We start from the raw sequence: 18,089 nt of genomic DNA on the forward strand, positions 1-18,089 counted from the left end.
AAAAATGGCGGATAAGTGGATTCTAGAATCTCAGAAGTGGGTCAACTCCACCTACAAGGGTGCCGAGGGCTATTCTCCGGTGAAGGAGTCGGGTGATGCCGACCAGGCCACGCGGATCGCTCTCACCCGGGCCCTGCAGGTCGAGCTAAAACTGAAGCGCTCGGATGAATTCTCGGACGAGATGCTCTCGACGTTGACCAGCGAATACAAGGTGATCAATGACATGACGCCGAACAAGAACATCATCGCGATCGTCCAGTGTGCTCTCTGGTGCAAAGGATACTATGGCGGAACGACGTGGAAGACATTCGACGCGAAGACCTCCTCGGCGATCGCGAAGATTCGAACGGAGATCGGGATCGACGCGGGCCCGGACCTCATGCCCAAGCTCGTGAAAAGCCTCCTCTCGAGCGATACCTACGTCCTGGCGTCCGGCGGCTCGTCACTGATGCGTCAGATTCAACAGGATCTCAACAAGCGGTATCTGGGCCGCGGCACGTTCTTCGTCGTTCCCTGTGATGGGTTGTATTCGCCCCAGTTCAATAAGGGACTTGTGTACGGCATCCAGTACGAGGCCGGCCTCGCCGATGACGTCGCCAATGGCTACCTCGGTCCCAAGTCGCGAGCGGCGTTGAAGGACTACGCGGCGGGCATGAAAGCCGGTGCCGTCGACTCCTCGAAGTACTTCGTCCATCTTCTTCAGGCATCGCTCCTCGTCAACGGCTACTGCACCGACGGACCCTATGACGGCCGATTCACCTCGGCTATGGTCGAGGCCCTCACCTCGTTCCAAAAAATCGTCCTGCTGCCTGAGACAGGGGTTGGCGATCTGTCGACCTGGTCCTCGCTCCTGATGTCTCATGGCGATCCCGATCGGACCGCCGCCCAGAATGCGATAGCCGCCGATTGCAGTGTGGACCATGTCACGACGGCGCGCGCGAAGCTCCTGACGGATAATGGCTACCAGGTCATCGGGCGGTACCTGACCAATACCGAGGTGGCGGACTATAACAATAAGAAGATTCAGCCAGACGAGCTGAAGATCATCACCGATGCGGGCCTGCGGGTCTTCCCTATCTTTCAGGAGGGGGGAGACGACGCCAGTTTCTTCTCCTACGCGCTCGGGTACGCCGCTGGGCAGAAGGCACATGCCGCGGGCCGTGGCTACGGCCTGAAAGCCGGGGTGACGATCTACTTTGCGGTCGACTTCGATGCGACAGAAAAGGAGGTGAGGGGCGTTATCGCGTCACACTTCCAGGGAGTGAAGGATGGTCTCGCCAGCGTCGGTAGCGCCTATAGTGTGGGAATATACGGCTCCCGTCTCGCCTGTCGGATCATCATCGAGAAAAAGCTGGCCAGACTCTGCTTCATCGCCGACGAGTCTTATCTCTGGGGCGGAAATTTTGCGCAGCCCTTCCCGTCGGAGTGGGCTTTCGAGCAGATCGACAGCTATACAATCGGTTCGGGTGCTGACTCGATGGATCTCGACAAAATCATCGCCACCGGTCGAGACGAGGGGGCGAAGGAGTTCGACGCTCCGCAGAGCTTCTTCGACTACGCGGACTGGCTGTACTTGCAGGCCGTCGCGTTTCTCAAAGCCCACCCCGATGCCGCCCCGAGGTGCCCGAACGAGCTGACGCTGCAGTTCCTCCGAGCGCCCCGCTACACGACGTGGCGATGGGAGAGCCTGGCCGGCGACGTCAATAAAGACTTCGTCTCCTTCGTCGAGGCGCAGAAGCGGGAGCGGGTCTACCACACTATCGGTCCGGAGATCTCGACCATGATGTCCGCCGATCGCATGGCATTGGCGTTGGTGGGGGCTCGTCGCTATGAACTCCCCGCCAACAGATCCACCTCGACGGTGGGAGACTTCCTTGGCTGGGCCAGCGACCTCACGAGGACTCTCGTGGAGTACGTCAATGCCCGCAACTCGGGCGCGACATCCGATGCCCACGCGTTCGGCTTAGCGGCAATCGCGCACCGAGGGAGGAACTTCGACACCGACCGTTACCAGGGCGATGTGGACGGATGTGTCCTCGGCCTTCTCACCAAGGGAAAGGACGTCTCTGTCGCGGCCGCGATGCGTTCCTACTACACCGCAAGTTCCGACGGGTACCGCACCAGATTCCAGCAATTCCTCGACGCCCGTTTCGAGGGCAACATCACGGCGGCGCGCGATGCTGCGGTGCACTGGTTGACGACCTCGGATTCCGAGGAAGCGGACCTGCGCACCGCGTTCCTCGCTCTCGACGAGAACAAGATCGTGGGGCCGTCGACGACCACCGACGCTGAGATGCGCGGACTCGCGCAAGCCTGGGCCGACACGCTCACGGCGAAGATCGCGGGTAAGTAGGAGTCCAGCCTCCCCGCTGCGAGATGCCACTTGTGACGCCGACGAGGGGCGTCACGAGTGGCATCTCGCGGAAGGGGGTCAGCGCGCGATCGGAGTGGCGGTGGAGGAGGCGGCGGCGCTCGTGGTGACCGCGTCGAGCACGCGCTGCACGTCGAGCGCGTCGGCGAACGTCGGCGTGGCGGCCGTGCCACTGGCAATCGCCTCGACCAGGTCGACGACCTGGTGTGTAAAGAGGTGCTCATAGCCGATGCCGTGCCCGGTCGGCCACCATGCCGCCATATACGGATGCGCGGGCTCGGTGACCTGGATGCGGCGGAAGCCCTGCGCCTCCTCGGGGTCGCGGGCGTCGTAGTACTCCAGTTCGTTCATCCGCTCGAAGTCGAAGGCGATGGAGCCGAGTTCGCCGTTGACCTCGATGCGGTTTGCGTTGCGGCGTCCCGTAGCCACGCGGGTCGCCTCGAAGACGCCGAGCGCGCCACCCTCGAAGGCCGCGATGAAGGCCGCGGCGTCATCCACCGTCACAGCGCCGCGGGGAGCGTGGGCGCCGGCCCGCCCGCCGAGGCCGACCTGCTCGCTCAGCACGGGGCGCTCGGTGGTGAAGGTTCGTAGCGTCGCCGAGACGGACGTGATGCTGCTGCCGGTCAGCCACTGGGCGGTGTCGATGCTGTGTGCGCCGATGTCGCCGAGGGCGCCTGAACCGGCGCGCTCCTTCTGCAAGCGCCAGGTCAGTGGCGCTTCGGAGTCGGAGAGCCAGTCCTGCAGGTACTGGGCGCGGACGTGGCGGATCGCGCCGAGCCGCCCCTCTTCGATGAAGCGCTTGGCCAGGGCCAGCGCGGGTGTGCGGCGGTAGCTGAAACCGCACATCGCGATCTTGCCGGAGGCGGCGGCTGCGGCGACCATCCGCTCGGCCTCCTCGACGGAGTTGGCGAGCGGCTTCTCGCAGAGGACGTGCTTGCCGGCCTCGAGGGCGGCGATCGCGATCTCGGCGTGGGTGTCGCCGGGAGTGCAGATGTCGATGAGGTCGATGTCGTCACGGGCGATCACGGAGCGCCAGTCGGTCGAGGCCTCGCTCCAGCCGAGCTGCTCGGCGCGCTCGGCGGTCGTGTCGGGGTTGCTCCCCACGAGCACGGCCAGTTCGGGGCGCAGCGGGAGGGGGAAGAAGCGGGAGGCGGTGCGCCAGGCGTGCGAGTGGGTGCGGCCCATGAAGGCGGTCCCTACCATCGCAACTCGCAGAGCTCGGTCGTTCGACATCGTCGTCCTTTCGTCGGCTCCTCGACCCTGCCACGGGTGCGGGCGCGGGCGCTACCACGCTCCGGTCCGATCGACGTCCGTCCGACGGCGATGCGGTCCGTCCTCTCCTGCCGATATCGGACAGGATGGAGGAACTGGTCCGGTCGATCGATCCGGGAGCCAGCGTGGTGCACTTCTGAGGAGACGACGTGTCGAACGACGACCCCATCATCGACCCCTACGCGCCGTTCCCCTCGTTCCTGTCGTGGGACGGGCGATCCGCGGATGTCGCGCTCGTCGAGGAATTCGCGCGCCTCCTCGCGAGTGACAGAGATGCGGCGGGAAGCGATCTGTGGAGCCAAATGCTCGACATCACGAACAAGTGGGCGGCAGTCGATACGGGAGCTATCGAGAACCTCTACGACGTGGATCGCGGCTTCACCTACACCGTCGCTGCAACAACCGTCGCCTGGGCGCGCATCCCGCAGGAGAAGGGCGAGGATGTGGCGCGCGTCATCGCCGACCAGTTGGCCGGCTACGAACACGTGCTCGATGCGGCGACAGCGAACGTTGAGATCTCGGAGTACTGGATTCGTGGTCTCCACGAAGTCCTGTGCCGTTCTCAGAAAACCTATCGAGTGCTCACCTCGATCGGTTGGCAGGAGCGGCCTCTCGTGAAGGGGGCTTATAAGACCGATCCGAACAATCCCTTGAACCTCGCGTCGAATCACGTTCACAGCTACGCGCCGCCGCTGGACGTCACCCCCGAGATGGCTCGATTCGTCGGCGAGTTGCGATCGCCGGAGTTCATCGCTGCGCACCCGGTCGTTCAGGCCGCTTACGTGCACTACGCGTTCGTGTGCATCCACCCCTTTGCTGACGGGAACGGCCGGGTCTCGCGCGCACTCGCCTCGGTCTACCTCTACCGGGCCTACGGTGTGCCGATCGTGATCTTCGCAGACCAGAAGGGCCGCTACCTCGACTGCTTGGAGGCGGCGGACGCTGGACGTGGCAGCCAGTTCACCGTCTTCTTCCGTGATTGCGTGATCGATACGGTCAATCTCATCCGGACGCAGCTCGAGTCTGCACAGAGTCCCGAACTCGAGAAGGAGATGGCTCAGTTCTCGACTCTCTTGACGGGCAGAGAGGGCCTGCAACACGAGACCCTGGATGAAGCGGTGGCTCGGCTCGATGCGCTTATGGTCGATACTCTCCATGAGTCCGCCGCTGAATTTCCTGGTCAGAACCTTTTCAAACTACAGGTGACACGCGCCTACACGCCGGCCGAGCCCCCGCCCGGCTATCGTTCGGTCACTCAGCGGTCGCCACAGATGGAATTGTCGAGCGCGGCGCCCGCGGCGGGGCGTGGTATCCGAATCTTCACCACTTTTGTGGCGAAGGCGGATACAGACGGTGCGGATCTTCTTGTCGTAGAAGGGGCGAGTCGCACTGTGTTGCAGGCGTTCCTCCGCGAGGTGTACCCGGTCGTGTCGGAGGCGCTGCGCCTCCGCGTCCGGTCGCTCGTCGAGACGACCGTCCGCACGCTCGCACGCGAGGTGAGGACCCAGGCTGAGGAATCTCTTCGGGCGAGCGGCTACCGCTCGTAGAGCCTTCGCCGATAGTCAGTCGCGACTCGCGAACAGTGGGATCGCACTCACGGAGCGTCCATCCGAGAGGCCCACAGCGCGGCGGAGCGCCTTGCAGTGCCAACACGGCGAAGGATGACCCGGCGAAGCCGGCGGGCCGACGACGTAGCGAAAGTCCACCGTGACGGTGGGCACCTAGACGCGCCTGGATATCGTGGGACCTCGGAACGTCGCTCGGCTGGTTACCGAGCTGGTGCTCAGCGTTGATAAACCGAGGACCGGAGACACCTCGCCGTTCATTGACGCGCTCGACGCATTCCAGGCCGCAGCACGAAAGGCGCTAGGGACTGACGCCTAGCGGCCTCGGTCGAGGGCCGTGTCGATCAGCGGTTCTCCGAATGCGGCGCGGCACTTGTCGACGTCGAGCGTGCGCGGTTGCCCTTCGGCGGGGGTGCTGTAGCGGCGGTACCGCATCACAGTCGGTCCTGTATCAGCCAGCCGCTCCGCGGCGACGTCGGGCAGGGACCGCCCGCCCGGTCCGGCGTAGACGCCGCGGGCGTACTCGCTGGGCACCCAGCGGCCGCCGAGTTCGTCGTCGCCGGCGAGGGCGCGCTCGTAGGACTGCTGCCAGCGGTCGGCGATGCGTGATTCCGACAACTCGAAGGGGACTTCCACGTCGATGACCTCGACGCTGTAGCCGACGGAACCAAGTCGCTGCCCCAGCTCAACGGCCTTCTCGGGTGAGGAGAGCACGGTGTCGATCACGACGTTCAGCCCCTCCCGCACCGCCTCGTTACGGACGCGGATCGCGAGCTGAGAGGACTCCTCGTGCACAAGGGAAGCCAGCTCGAGCGGGAAAAACCGCTCCCCGGCCGCTTCGGCGGCGCGGACCTCGGGTGGAACGATTGAGCGAGCGTAGCTGCCGTCCTTGATTGCTTCGGTGAGCAGGGCACGCTTGAACTCGTCCGCGTCAATGGTGATCCAGGCGCTGCGGTCAGCGCCGAGCACGTCCGCGAGGACGGTCGACTTCCCGGCCCCTGGTGGGCCGGCGAGGATGATCGCTTTCCGCTCCGCGCGGATGTCGGGGAACTCGTCGCGGTACGCGGCGACGAGGCGATCGTGCAACTCTTTACGCTCCAACAGGGGCCTGTCCACACCGTTGGGAGTGCGGATGAACCAGTCAGGGTTGTTGACCGTCGCACACGCGCTTGCGGGGCTCAGCGGCCCGCCCACCCGGGCCCACTCGCGCACCGTCTCGCGGTGCGCGGCGATCGCTGACGAGTCTTTGCCCGTCACCGACCTTGCTCGCTGTGGCGGATCAGGATCTCTTCGTACATCGCCCCGTCAATCAAGTGATCAGTGTGTGCGCGCTCAACATCCTCGAACTCCCCCGCGTCCGCGGTCGACCAGTCGTAGCCATCGCTGGGCAACCCCGGCCGGTAAGACCAGCGGCCAAGCTCATCGATGGTCTGCTCGCGCGTCAACTCGCCCGCGTCGAAACGCTGCGCAATCTCGTACGGCGTCGCACCTGAGAAGCCGGGGCGCACGTCGAGCACCGACGCGGCGGACTTCAAAGCGCTGCTCACGGAAGGCTGGGAAATGCCGATCACACGCGCGAGCTGCCTCTGCGTCGTGTCCTGCGCTACGCGACGCAACTCCCGTAGATAGGACACTCGCGATACGACCTGCCGGCTTCGCAGACGACGAACCGCCTCCGCATCAGCATTGGACCTCTGAGCGATCGACATGACAACCACCTCCTATAGAGGATTCTATCGCGACCAAGAGCGAGCCGCAGGCACCGGCCTGTAGCAGACCTCAGCAAATTATTAACATCTAGACGTAATTATTTGTCGAACCTACTGCCGAGGGCTTCACCACGGAAACGCGCGATGGGGGCCCCTCGTGCAGCGACACGTGTTCGTCGAGTCGATCGCGTAACTCGATGTCGATCCTCCTCGCGAGAGGTCGATCGTGCCAAGCACTGACCGTCCTTACCCGCGTCGTCACGAGAAGTTCGGTGAGCGATCCAGCTCGTGCGTCAGGTCATGGACGGGCCGAACCTGGTCATGGTCGGTTGCCCGGTCTCTCACCGCTACGACTCTCGGCCTCCCGAATCCGCGGCAAGCGTCTGCACGGTGTCGAGGATGGCCGCGAGAGCTGTGTCATTAATGAAGAAGTGGCGCTTGCGGACATCGGTTTCCGAGCGCGCCGGGTCGATGTCGATTATCCCAAGTTGCTTGAGCGCAAGGAGATTCCGGCGAACGAGCGTGCGATTCAGGCGGAGTTGCTCGGCGAGTCGGATCGGCGTCGACGGACCGTGCTTGCGGAGCTCAAACAGTTGATGACCGGTTGTGCGCTCGGAGCGCCCGAGCCGCTGGACGCCCGCCTGCCCCTCGACTGCGGTCGCCGCATCCGTCAACGCCACCGAGCCGGCAACCCCCCGCATCGAACGGAACGTCCTCCTCGATCGCACCGACATCCGCCACCACACCGCCCCTTCCCGACCAGCCGAACCGAGGCGCCCAGCGTGAGTTCCGCTGAGGAGCATCGAAGGACGGCGGTCATTATTGGCCGTTCACGACGCCATTACGCGCCACGAGAACCCCTTCGGGCGCGAGCGGCAATGACCCGAGCACGCTCAATCGCGACGTGACCGATGAACGGCGGACGGCGACGCGCCCGGGCGACAGGTACTCGACAAGACTCGGAGCTCTCGGAGAGCGCTCTCCCGACGATGTGATGTCTCAAAGCACACCCCCAGATGTCGCGTAATCCCGCGGATCCCAGTGCTGGCGCGGGTGCAGTCGGCCCCGATGCTCGCTGGACAAGCGCCCAAATCACCTTCGAATCGGTTCAGAACTTTTGCTTGACCGGCGACGTAAGTAGAAGTAGCTTCGAGCGCATGGTCACCGCAGACCCCCGCAGCACTGCTGCACAGCCTCTTCCCCGCACCTCCGACGAGTCTCAGCAGCTGCTTTTGCAGATGCGCGGGATCGTCAAGGTCTTCCCCGGCGCCCGTGCCCTCGACGGCGTCGACCTCGATGTCCGACCGGGCGAGGTGCACTGCCTCCTCGGTCAGAACGGCGCAGGCAAGTCCACCCTCATCAAGACCCTCGCCGGGGCCCACCAGCCCACCGAGGGCGAAATCCTCGTGGACGGCACCGTCGTCACGATCCCGTCCCCGACCGCCGCGCTCGCGCTGGGTATTGCGACGATGTACCAGGAACTGGATGTCGTCGATGGTCTTTCTGTCGCCGAGAACATTTTCCTCGGGCACGAACTTTCCCGCGGCGGCTTTACCGCCCGATCCAAGGCGTCGAAGATCACCCGCGAGCTGATGAAGCGCCTCGGCCACCCCGAGATCACGCCGCACCGCGAGGTGGGCAGCCTCTCGGCGGCGGGCAAGCAGATCGTGCAGATGGCTCGCGCCCTCTCGCACGACGCTCGGGTCATCATCATGGACGAGCCGTCGGCGGTACTCGATTCGGAGGAGGTCGAGAACCTCTTCCACGTCGTCCGCCAACTCACCGAATCCGGTGTCGCGATCGTCTATATCTCGCACCGGCTCGAGGAGATCCGCGCCATTGGTGACCGAATCACCGTGATCAAGGACGGCGCGACGGTCGCCAAGAATCTCGAGGTGGTGGACACTCCGACCTCGAAGCTCATCACCCTGATGACCGGTCGCGCCGTCGAGTACGTGTTCCCCGACCGGCCAGAGGTCGCCACGGAGGCCGAGACGCTGCTCAAGGTTGAGAACCTGGGCCTGCGTGGCTCCTTCACCGACGTCTCCCTCGAGATTCGCGCGGGCGAGGTCGTCGGGCTCGCGGGCCTGGTCGGCTCCGGTCGGTCCGAGATTCTGGAGACGATCTACGGGGCACGCCACGCCAGCTCGGGGACGGTCAGCGTGGCGGGCAAGCGGCTGCGCGCCGGCTCCGTCACCTCGGCGGTCAATGCGGGGATCGGGCTGTGCCCGGAGGAGCGCAAGAGTCAGGGCCTGCTTTTAGACGAGCCGGTCTACCGCAATATCACCCTCTCGACCTTTGACCGCTTCGCCAAGCGCGGCTTCCTCGACGAGCGCTCCGAGCGCGCGGCGGCGGCGGAGCAGGCGGTCGCACTCGACCTGCGGCCCGCCGGTGTCGACCGCGACGCCCGCACCCTCTCGGGAGGCAACCAGCAGAAGGCGCTCCTTGCCCGCTGGCTGGTGCGCGGCTGTCGGGTTCTGCTTCTGGATGAACCGACCCGCGGGGTCGATGTCGGCGCGCGGGCAGAGATCTACACCCTGATCCGGGACCTTGCGACGAACGGCGCCGCCGTGCTCGTGGTCTCCAGCGAGATCGGCGAGGTCCTCGGACTCTCTGACCGAGTGCTCGTGATCTCCGATGGCGCCGTGGTCCACGAGGGCCCCGCCGATTCGATCGACGAGCACCGTGTGCTCGATCTCGTCATGGAAGGAAGTGCAGCGTGAGCGGACAGCTCGATACCGCGACGCCGTCGATCGGCGGTCCGCAGGAGGACGCCGCCCGTCACGCGTCGGCCGCCGCCGGAGGCGCCAGCGGCGGGACCCCACCCCGAGCCCGCTCGGGGCTGGCCGGCCTGATGCAGGGCTCGCTTGGCCGCAACATCGGCCTCGTGCTGGCGCTGGTGATCCTGTGCATCGTCGGATTCGCGACGGCGGGGGAGCGCTTCGCGAGCGTCGAGAACGTGCTCACGATCCTCCGTCTCGCCGCGGTCATCGGGGTGCTGAGCATTGGGATGACGTTCGTCATCACGTCGGGCGGGATCGACCTCTCGGTGGGCTCGGTGATGGGCCTGGCCACAGTCTGGGCGAGCACGGTCTCGACGCAGTTCTACGCGGCGAACACCTCGTGGCTGGTGATCGTGCTCACCGCGGTCGTTGTCGGCCTTGTCTGCGGTCTCATCAACGGCGCGCTGATCGCCTACGGGCGAGTTGTGGCCTTCATGGCGACGCTGGCGATGCTCGTCGCCGCCCGCGGATTCGCGGAGCTGATCTCGAATCGGCAAACGCAGATCGTCACAGTCACTCCGTTCCTGGACTTCTTCCGCGCTGATGTGCTGGGTATCCCGGTGCTCGTGCTGATCTTCGTGGTCGTCGCCGTGGCCGGCTGGATTCTGCTCAACCGCACCACCTTCGGCCGACGCACCATCGCGGTGGGCGGCAATCCGGAGGCGGCGCGTCTCGCGGGCATCAAGGTCCGCCGACACACCATGTACATCTACGGTCTTGCTGGTCTCACCGCCGGTATCGCCGCGGTCATGATGCTCGCCCGCACCACGGCGGGGACCTCGACTCACGGCCAGCTGTACGAACTCGACGCCATCGCGGCGGTCGTCGTCGGCGGCACTCTGCTCGCCGGAGGCCGCGGCACCATCGTCGGCACCGTGTTCGGCGTCCTCATCTTCACGACCCTCACCAACGTTTTCACGCAAAACAATATGTCGACCTCGGCCCAGGCCGTGGCGAAGGGCGCGATCATCGTCGCCGCCGTTTTGTTGCAGCAGCGTTTCGCCGCCCGCAGCCGGACATCCTGACCCCGGGGCCTCGGCCCCGACCCCTCCACAGCACCCACCCGACCACTCAGGTCACTTCCCGCAGGACCTCTGTGCCCTGCGGCACCACGGATCGATCGAAGGAGATCATTCCCATGCCTGCACGCCCCTTCTCCCGCAGCCGCCTTACCCGGACTGCACGGCTCGGCTCGGCCGGACTCGCTTTCGGCGCCGTCGCCCTCATGCTCACCGGCTGCATCTCGAACACTCCCGTCGCCTCGGGCAACGCTGGCGGGAGCGCCGCCGCCGTTGCCGCCTCCGATAACGACGCCTCGGGCGACAAGGTCGTCATTGGCTTCACCGCTCCCGCGGCCGACCACGGCTGGATGGGCGCCGTGAGCCGCGCCGCCATCGCCGAGGCAGCGAAGTACGACGATGTCGAGCTGCGGACCGCAGAGGGCACCAACGACGTGAATCTGCAGATCAGCCAGGTCGAGACCTTTATCAATGACGGCGTGAATGCGATCGTGCTCCTCCCCATTGACGGAGCGGCGCTCACTCAGGTGGCGACGCAGGCGATGGAGGCGGGCATCACCGTCATCAACGTCGACCGCGAGTTCTCGAGCCCCTTCGCGGCTCGCTCCACGATCCTGGGCGACAACTACGGGATGGGCGTCAGCGCCGGCACCTACATCTGCGGCCAGCTGGGCGACACTCCCGGCGCCGTCGTCGCCGAGATCGCGGGCATCGACTCCCTCCCGCTGACGCAGGACCGCAGCCAGGGCTTCGCGGACGCGCTCAAGGGCTGTGGCCTGAGCGTGAGCAACCGCGTCGCCGCCGACTTCACCGTGCAGGGCGGGGAGCAGGCCGCGGCCAACCTCCTCCAGGCGGCGCCGAAGATCGACGCGATCTGGAACCACGATGACGACCAGGGCGTCGGCGTCCTCGCGGCCATCGACAGCGCGAACCGCAGCGAATTCCTCTTCGTTGGCGGCGCCGGCTCGGCGAACGTGATGCGCTCGATCGAGGCCGACGACACTGTCGTGAAGGCCACGGTCGTCTATCCCTCCACACAGGCAGCGGACGGCATCAAGCTGGCCCGCCTCGTCGAGCAGAACAAGTCGATGAGCGACACGACCTCGCTGGGAGTCCCGCGCCAGATCCAGCTCTTCGCTCCGGTCGTCACGAAGGACAACGTCTCCGAGTATCTTCCCTCGGCCTTCGAATCCTGATCGACCCCGCCGACCAGGCTCGGCGCGGGAACGCTCCCGCGCCGAGCCTTGCTCCGGCGCCGCCGCGAGGTCGTTGACGACCCGGGCGCCGCGCCATCGGACTACGAGAAAAGGGGAGGAGCTGTAGGACACCGGCCCGAGGGCCGGATAGGAGGAGACCGGGTCCGCAACGTCGTGCGGACAGGAACGGACCCGGCCTCTGCGATGAACACCTCGTTGAAGGAATCACATCACGCATGAATGATAAGCGACCCTCGAGAAGAAGCATCAGGCGACTTCTCGCTCTCGGCATCGCCGGGTTGGTAACTGTCTCCGGACTTACCGCTCTCGGCCTGCCCGCCTCGGCCCACGATGGAGTGGACCACGGCTCAGAGCCGGGCGCGGAGTCCGCGCTCGACTGGACCAATTACGAGAAGGTGCTGCTGACGAAGAACGTCGGCGAACCCCTCGACCTCGCCGTTCTGCCCGACCAGACGGTCCTGCACACGGCTCGGAATGGCGAGATCCGCCACACCGATCCGAAGACCGGCACCACGCGAGTCGTGACCACGATCCCCGTCTATCAGAACTCCGAGGACGGGCTTCAGTCGGTCGGCATTGACCCCGATTTCGCCAATAACCAGTGGGTGTACCTCGTCTACGCGCCCCCCGGCAACACGCCGACCGGTGCCGCCCCCAACATGCTCCCCGAGGGCGCCGATGACAGCTACTGGGACCAGTGGAAGGGCGTCAACCGCCTCTCCCGCTTCAAGTGGACCGGATCGGGCCTGGACCTCTCGACCGAGCAGAAGATCATCGAGGTCGAGACCCAGCGCGGGCAGTGCTGCCACGTGGGTGCCGACTTCGATTGGGACGCCGACGGCAACCTGTACCTCTCGACCGGAGACAACACTCCGGCGAGCGCGCCAGGAGCCGCGGGATTCGCGCCGAACAACGACGCGCCGCGGATGAACCCGGGCTTCGACTCCCGTCGCGGCGCTGGCAACACGAACGACCTCCGCGGCAAGATCCTCCGGATCGCTGTCCAGGAGGACGGAACCTACACGATCCCCGAGGGCAACCTCTTCCCGGTGGGAACCGAGAAGACCCGCCCCGAGATCTTCGTGATGGGTGTCCGTAACCCGTTCAAGATCGACGTGGACGCCGAGACGAACACCCTCTCGTGGGGCGACTACGGTCCCGACGCCACGAAGGCCGCTGCGGCCGACGGCATCCGCGGCCCGATGGGCCTTGTCGAGTGGAATGCGACCGGTCTCGACCAGCCACACAACTCCGGCTGGCCCTACGTCCACGGACCCAACGCGGCGTACAACGAGTGGAACTTCGAGACGGCGACGCCCCGTGGCTTCTTCGACCCGGAGAACCTGAAGAACAACTCGCGCTGGAACACCGGCCTTGTCGACATCCCGGACGCTAAGCCGGCGACCGTTTACTACGGCGATAACCCGGGCGACCAGCCGTTCGACGAACTCGTCAACTTCGGCACCGGCTCCGGCCAGGGCCCGATGGGCGGACCGGTGTACCACTTCGATGAGGCGAACACCTCCACGTCGAAGTTCCCGGCGTACTGGAACGAGAAGACCTTCTTCGGCGAGTTCTCGCAGGACTACATCGCGGCGTTCACGCTCGATGAGGACCGCGCGGTCACGCACATCGAAGACTTCCTGCCCAACACGGCGCTCAGCCAGGCCGCGCAGCCGATCCACGACAACCCGATGGACATGGAATTCGGCCCGGACGGGTCGATGTACGTGCTCGAGTACGGCGACGGATTCTTCCGCGCCAACCCCGACGCGGGCCTGTACCGGATCGACTACGCCGAGGGCAACAAGGCTCCGCAGGCGCGCTTCACGGCGACCCCGCTGTCGGCCTCCCAGACGCCGCTCGAGGTCACCTTCGACGCCAAGGCATCGACCGACCCCGAGGGTGACGCGCTCACCTACGACTGGGACTTCGACGGCGACGGTACCTTCGACGCCACCGGAGTCACGGCCAAGAAGACCTATACCGAGCTCGGACAGTTCACGGCCCGACTGCGCGTCACCGACGCCAAGGGCAAGTTCAGCCTGACCTCGCGGGTCATCTCTGTCGGTAACCAGGCGCCGGAAATCCAGATCCAGACGCCCGGCAACGGCTCGTTCTTCTCGTGGGGCGACGCGATTCCCTACTCCGTGACCGGCAAGGACGCGGAGGACGGCGACCAGATCGTCAGCAGCCGCGTCAACTGGACCTACGGTCTGGGCCACGACGAGCACGCTCACCCCGAGGTCACCGGCACCGGTGCCAAGGGAGCGTTCCCCACGTCGAAGGACTCGCCTGAGCACGGCCCCGGCGCCCTGCTCTACGGTACCGTCGTCGTGACCTACACGGACGCCGGCTTCAACGGACTGCCCCCGGCCGCGGCCGAGGCGACGCTGCGGCTGAACCCGAAGACGCAGGAGGCGGAGCACGCCGCCCGCGAGGGCGTCCTGCCCTACGCGGACACCACCGCCAGCGGCGGCAACGCGGTCAGCGGACTCGGTGCGGGATCCTTCCTGCGCTGGGACCCGGTGAACCTCGCCAACCTGACCGGCGTCGTGGTCCGCGCCACCGGTGAAGGCACCGTGGATCTGCGGTGGAACGCTGCCGACGCGGCTCCCTTCGCAACCGCCACCATCCCCGCCGGAGCAGGCTGGAAGGACGTCCTCGTCCCCTTCGCCAACGCTCCCCAGGGCACCGGGTCGCTCTATGTGACCTCGCCCAACGGCCTGTCGCTCGACTCCCTCACCTTCCAGGGTGTCGGCGCCGGTGACAAGACGGCTCCGATCGTGGCGGCGACGCTCGACCCCGCTGCTCCCACCGGAGTTGGCGGCGTCTACAACAAGCCCGTCACCCTCGGCCTCACCGCCGCGGACAACGGCGCGATCTCGACCGTGCAGTACTCCGCCGACAACGGGACGACGTGGACCACGGTCCGCGCCACCAATGGTGCGTACACGGTGCCGTTCACCACGAACGGCGCCCGGACGATCCAGTACCGCGCCACCGACACGGGCGGCAACGTCTCGACCGTCGGCACCGTGTCGTTCACGATCGACCTGGCCGCGGCGAACGCCCCGACCGTCGCATCGACGACGACTCTGGCGCTCTCGGCTCCCCGCGTGACCTTCGGGGCACCGGGCGAGGCGACCGTCACCGTCACCGGTGAGGGTGGAACGCCGAGCGGAGAGGTCGTCCTCTTCGAAGGCGGCACCGAGCTCGGGCGCACCGCGCTGAAGGAGGGGAAGGCGACCTTCGCCCTCCCGCAGACCCTCGGCGCCGGTACGCACACCCTCCGAGTCGCCTACGGCGCGGACGGCACCTACAAGGCGTCGGAGGGCACTGCCCGTCTGATCGTCTCGAAGGCCGCCTCGGTGCTCACCGCGACTGTCGCGCCGAACCCGGTCAAGCCCGGGGCCAGCGCGCAGGTCACGATCGGCGCCGAGACCGCGACCGGAGTGGCCGGCACGGGCCAGGTGAGCGTGATGGTGAAGAGGAACCTCTCCACCGTCGCCATGCTCACCGGGACCCTCGACGAGAGCGGGAACGTCGTCGTGACGCTGCCCAAGCTCGCCGCGGGGAGCTACAAGCTCACCGTCACCCACTCCGCCACGGCAAACACGACTGCCGCGTCGACGCTGCTGAACCTCACCGTCCAGCAGTAACGACCGCGCAGGGGCCGGCCCGACCGGGCCGGCCCCACCCCCCGAACCACCTGCCATTTCGAAGGAGAAATGATGCACCACCACGCATCCATCACGGCCAAGCCGATGAGCCGGCGCTCGCTGATGACGGCCCTGGCCGCCTCGACGGTCGCTGTCGGAGTCGGAGCGGGAGCCTTCGCGGCGCCCGCCGGGGCCGCCCCCGCGCCCTCGTCCGGATCCACGCGCCTGGTCCCGATCAACCGCATCGGCATCCAGCTCTACAGCATCCGCGACAAGGTCTCGTCGCTCGGCTTCCGGGCCGTCTTCGAGGAGCTGGGCCGTATCGGCTACAGCGAGATCGAGTTCGCCGGATACACCCAGGGCCAAATCGGCGCGATCACGCCGCAGCAGATTCGCCAACTGCTCGACGACAACGGCCTGCGTGCCGTCGGCTCGCACGTCGGCACCAACCTGCTCCGCTCGGAGTTGGGGAAGCAGATCGAGATCGCTCAGGTCCTCGGCACGCCGCACCTCGGCACCGGCAACGCGCCCACCAACGTCAACACTGTGGCCGGTTACCGCGCCGCAGCGGACGAGTGGAACACCTGGGGCCAGCAGGTTTCGGCCGCGGGCATGAAGCTTTACCAGCACAACCACGCGGGCGAGTTCGCCTTCGGCTCGGACGACCCCAAGACCCGTCTCTACGACGTGTTCTACGACAACACCGACCCCCGTCACGTGTACCTCGAGATGGACGTCTATTGGGCGTATGTCGGCAAGAAGCTCTACCCGGGCTTCGAGCCGCTCGACTACATCAAGCGCAACCCGCGCCGGTACCCGATCCTGCACCTCAAGGACGGGAAGACGAACAACGCGAATACCAACGGCTACGACATCGTCGAGTTTGGTGCGGGCAACCTGCCCTACCAGGCGTTCCTCTCGGAGCTGCGCGACCGCGGGCAGCGCTTCGGCGTCTGGGAGCAGGACACCGCTCCCACCCTGGCGACGCCGCCGAGCACGGGGAACTCCCTCGAGGCCGCTGCCCGCAGCTACTCCGCGATCGCGGCGCTCCGTGGCTGAGCGTCGGCGCCCCGCGCGCACCTCTGCAAGCACCCCCTCCAGCACGACCACGCGCACGAGCGCACCGAGGAGAACCCCCATGAAGTGGAAGACGCCCACGGCGGTCCTCGCGGCCGCCTCCCTCGCGATGGTTGCCGCTCCGTCGGCCTTCGCAGCGACGACGGACTGCACGACCGAGCTCGGCAACCAGACGATCACCGGTGACCTAACGGTCGCCGCCGGTGAGACCTGCGTGCTCGGCAACGTGAGTGTCACCGGGAACGTCATCGTCGGTGACGACGCCTGGCTGGACGCCACCTCGGCGACCATCGGCGGCGACGTCATCGGCACCGACGCCTACGGCATCTCGATCGACGGCACCAGTGTCGCCGGCGATGTCGTGTCGTTCTCGGAGGGCAGCCGCTCCGGGTTCCTCTACCTGCGTGACCTCACGGTCGGCGGCATGGTCGAGGCCGGAGGAATCGACGTCGAGTTCAGCGACCTCTCGGTCGCGGGCGGCGTGAGCACCGCGGCGGCGAACTACGTCGACGTTGATCGCACGAGCGTGGGCGGCGACGCCGTCTTCGCCGACAGCGACTTCGGTGTGAACGTGCAGGGCGCGATCGTCGGCGGCTCGCTGACGGTGAGCGGCTCCTCGCGCGGCGTCCTGCTGGGCGCGAACGAGGACGGCTCGCCGAGCGCGCTGGGCAACACCGTCGGCGGGGATGTCTCGCTCTCGGGTAACTCCGGAAACGTGCAGCTCGCGGGTGCGACGGTCGGCGGGCGCATCGTGCTCGCGGAGAACGCGCCGGCCGTCAACTTCGGTGCGGGCAACTCCGCCGCCTCCGTCTCGGGCGACTTCACCGGCACCGCGGCGGGCGCTGCGGCCGAGGGCGACCAGTCCGTGGCCGTCATCGTCCCGGAGGCGCGCGAGGGTGAACTGACGTGGAGCCTGGAGGGCACCAGCAACCTGGTGAACCTCGGGGTAGCGGAGGAGAAGGGCGACCACTTCGCCGCCTCCGGTGAGCTCGTGCCGGTCCGGGTGACCGACTCGCGCCTCAACGGGCCGGCCTGGTCGGTCTCGGGACAGCTGAGCGACTTCCGCGCGGGTGCCCAGACCGTCTCGGGCAAGTACCTCGGCTGGACCCCGGAGGTCCTGGAGAACGACGGTGATGCCGTGGCCGGCGCTCCCGTTCCCTCCGGCTTCGACTCGGGTGACGGCCTCGCCACCGCCCGCGTCCTCGGCTCGGCCGCGGCCGAGCACCCGACCGGATCCTCGGTCCTCGGCGCCGACCTCGACCTGAAGCTCCCGCTTTCGGTCGGAACCGGCACCTACACGGCGACGCTGACGCTTACCGCGCTCGGCTAACCACTCCCACCCCCTCCGCGAGATGCCTCTTCGGTACGCCACGCCCGGCGTGTCGCGTGCCGAAGAGGCATCTCGCGGGGGAAC

At 66.6% G+C, this 18,089-nt stretch carries 12 protein-coding genes; 8 read left to right on the forward strand and 4 right to left on the reverse strand.

Going from position 1 to position 18,089, the window contains the following annotated elements; all coding sequences use genetic code 11:
* The first annotated feature begins 4 nt into the window (after positions 1-4).
* Entirely contained in the window at positions 5-2,353 is a 2,349-nt protein-coding gene (locus B0H03_RS10735; RefSeq protein ID WP_104265562.1) for a glycoside hydrolase domain-containing protein, read from the forward strand.
* A 78-nt stretch (positions 2,354-2,431) separates the two neighbouring features.
* Here B0H03_RS10735 and B0H03_RS10740 read toward each other — a convergent pair whose 3' ends face one another.
* Positions 2,432-3,604, reverse strand: a complete 1,173-nt coding sequence (locus B0H03_RS10740) for a Gfo/Idh/MocA family protein (protein WP_104265561.1) — start codon at positions 3,602-3,604, stop codon at positions 2,432-2,434.
* Positions 3,605-3,792: 188 nt separating this feature from the next.
* Between B0H03_RS10740 and B0H03_RS10745 the strand changes: the two genes are divergently transcribed.
* A complete protein-coding gene (locus B0H03_RS10745) occupies positions 3,793-5,190 on the forward strand; it encodes a Fic family protein (RefSeq protein WP_104265560.1) in 1,398 nt (465 codons plus the stop codon).
* A gap of 333 nt (positions 5,191-5,523) precedes the next feature.
* On the opposite strand, the gene B0H03_RS10750 is transcribed toward B0H03_RS10745, so the two are convergent.
* The 3 genes from B0H03_RS10750 to B0H03_RS10760 all read right to left on the reverse strand — a co-directional run bounded on the left by B0H03_RS10750 (position 5,524) and on the right by B0H03_RS10760 (position 7,618).
* Positions 5,524-6,465, reverse strand: a complete 942-nt coding sequence (locus tag B0H03_RS10750) for a zeta toxin family protein (protein ID WP_241560451.1) — start codon at positions 6,463-6,465, stop codon at positions 5,524-5,526.
* Complete coding sequence (locus B0H03_RS10755; RefSeq protein WP_104265559.1) at positions 6,462-6,917, reverse strand: helix-turn-helix domain-containing protein; 456 nt, start codon at positions 6,915-6,917, stop codon at positions 6,462-6,464. Before B0H03_RS10755 ends, B0H03_RS10750 begins: the two co-directional genes overlap by 4 nt.
* Positions 6,918-7,264: 347 nt before the next feature.
* On the reverse strand, positions 7,265-7,618 hold the full coding sequence (locus B0H03_RS10760) for a helix-turn-helix domain-containing protein (protein ID WP_104265558.1): 354 nt from the start codon (positions 7,616-7,618) through the stop codon (positions 7,265-7,267).
* A 537-nt stretch (positions 7,619-8,155) separates the two neighbouring features.
* On the opposite strand from B0H03_RS10760, the gene B0H03_RS10765 reads away from it, so the two are divergent.
* From B0H03_RS10765 to B0H03_RS10790, 6 genes are all read left to right on the forward strand, one after another.
* Positions 8,156-9,640, forward strand: a complete 1,485-nt coding sequence (locus tag B0H03_RS10765; RefSeq protein WP_104265570.1) for a sugar ABC transporter ATP-binding protein — start codon at positions 8,156-8,158, stop codon at positions 9,638-9,640.
* 131 nt (positions 9,641-9,771) lie between these two features.
* Positions 9,772-10,725: an ABC transporter permease gene (locus tag B0H03_RS10770; RefSeq protein WP_104265569.1), complete on the forward strand. Its 954-nt coding sequence runs from the start codon at positions 9,772-9,774 to the stop codon at positions 10,723-10,725.
* A gap of 113 nt (positions 10,726-10,838) precedes the next feature.
* Positions 10,839-11,915, forward strand: a complete 1,077-nt coding sequence (locus B0H03_RS10775; RefSeq protein ID WP_104265557.1) for a substrate-binding domain-containing protein — start codon at positions 10,839-10,841, stop codon at positions 11,913-11,915.
* Positions 11,916-12,151: 236 nt separating this feature from the next.
* Entirely contained in the window at positions 12,152-15,598 is a 3,447-nt protein-coding gene (locus B0H03_RS10780; RefSeq protein ID WP_104265556.1) for a PQQ-dependent sugar dehydrogenase, read from the forward strand.
* A 72-nt stretch (positions 15,599-15,670) separates the two neighbouring features.
* Positions 15,671-16,657, forward strand: coding sequence for a sugar phosphate isomerase/epimerase family protein (locus tag B0H03_RS10785; protein WP_237399531.1), 987 nt, complete (start codon positions 15,671-15,673; stop codon positions 16,655-16,657).
* Between the two features lie 79 nt (positions 16,658-16,736).
* On the forward strand, positions 16,737-18,005 hold the full coding sequence (locus tag B0H03_RS10790) for an autotransporter outer membrane beta-barrel domain-containing protein (protein WP_104265555.1): 1,269 nt from the start codon (positions 16,737-16,739) through the stop codon (positions 18,003-18,005).
* Positions 18,006-18,089 lie beyond the last annotated feature (84 nt).

Source organism: Rathayibacter iranicus NCPPB 2253 = VKM Ac-1602 (assembly GCF_003149025.1).
Classification (GTDB): Bacteria; Actinomycetota; Actinomycetes; order Actinomycetales; family Microbacteriaceae; genus Rathayibacter; species Rathayibacter iranicus.

What these genes read in the sequence shown, in the direction of transcription:
- B0H03_RS10735 (WP_104265562.1), top strand. Translation starts at nt 5, where the DNA reads ATGGCGGATAAGTGGATTCTAGAATCTCAGAAGTGGGTCAACTCCACC.
- B0H03_RS10740 (WP_104265561.1), bottom strand. Translation starts at nt 3,604, where the DNA reads ATGTCGAACGACCGAGCTCTGCGAGTTGCGATGGTAGGGACCGCCTTC.
- B0H03_RS10755 (WP_104265559.1), bottom strand. Translation starts at nt 6,917, where the DNA reads ATGTCGATCGCTCAGAGGTCCAATGCTGATGCGGAGGCGGTTCGTCGT.
- B0H03_RS10760 (WP_104265558.1), bottom strand. Translation starts at nt 7,618, where the DNA reads ATGCGGGGGGTTGCCGGCTCGGTGGCGTTGACGGATGCGGCGACCGCA.
- B0H03_RS10765 (WP_104265570.1), top strand. Translation starts at nt 8,156, where the DNA reads ATGCGCGGGATCGTCAAGGTCTTCCCCGGCGCCCGTGCCCTCGACGGC.
- B0H03_RS10770 (WP_104265569.1), top strand. Translation starts at nt 9,772, where the DNA reads ATGCAGGGCTCGCTTGGCCGCAACATCGGCCTCGTGCTGGCGCTGGTG.
- B0H03_RS10775 (WP_104265557.1), top strand. Translation starts at nt 10,839, where the DNA reads ATGCCTGCACGCCCCTTCTCCCGCAGCCGCCTTACCCGGACTGCACGG.
- B0H03_RS10780 (WP_104265556.1), top strand. Translation starts at nt 12,152, where the DNA reads ATGAATGATAAGCGACCCTCGAGAAGAAGCATCAGGCGACTTCTCGCT.
- B0H03_RS10785 (WP_237399531.1), top strand. Translation starts at nt 15,671, where the DNA reads ATGCACCACCACGCATCCATCACGGCCAAGCCGATGAGCCGGCGCTCG.
- B0H03_RS10790 (WP_104265555.1), top strand. Translation starts at nt 16,737, where the DNA reads ATGAAGTGGAAGACGCCCACGGCGGTCCTCGCGGCCGCCTCCCTCGCG.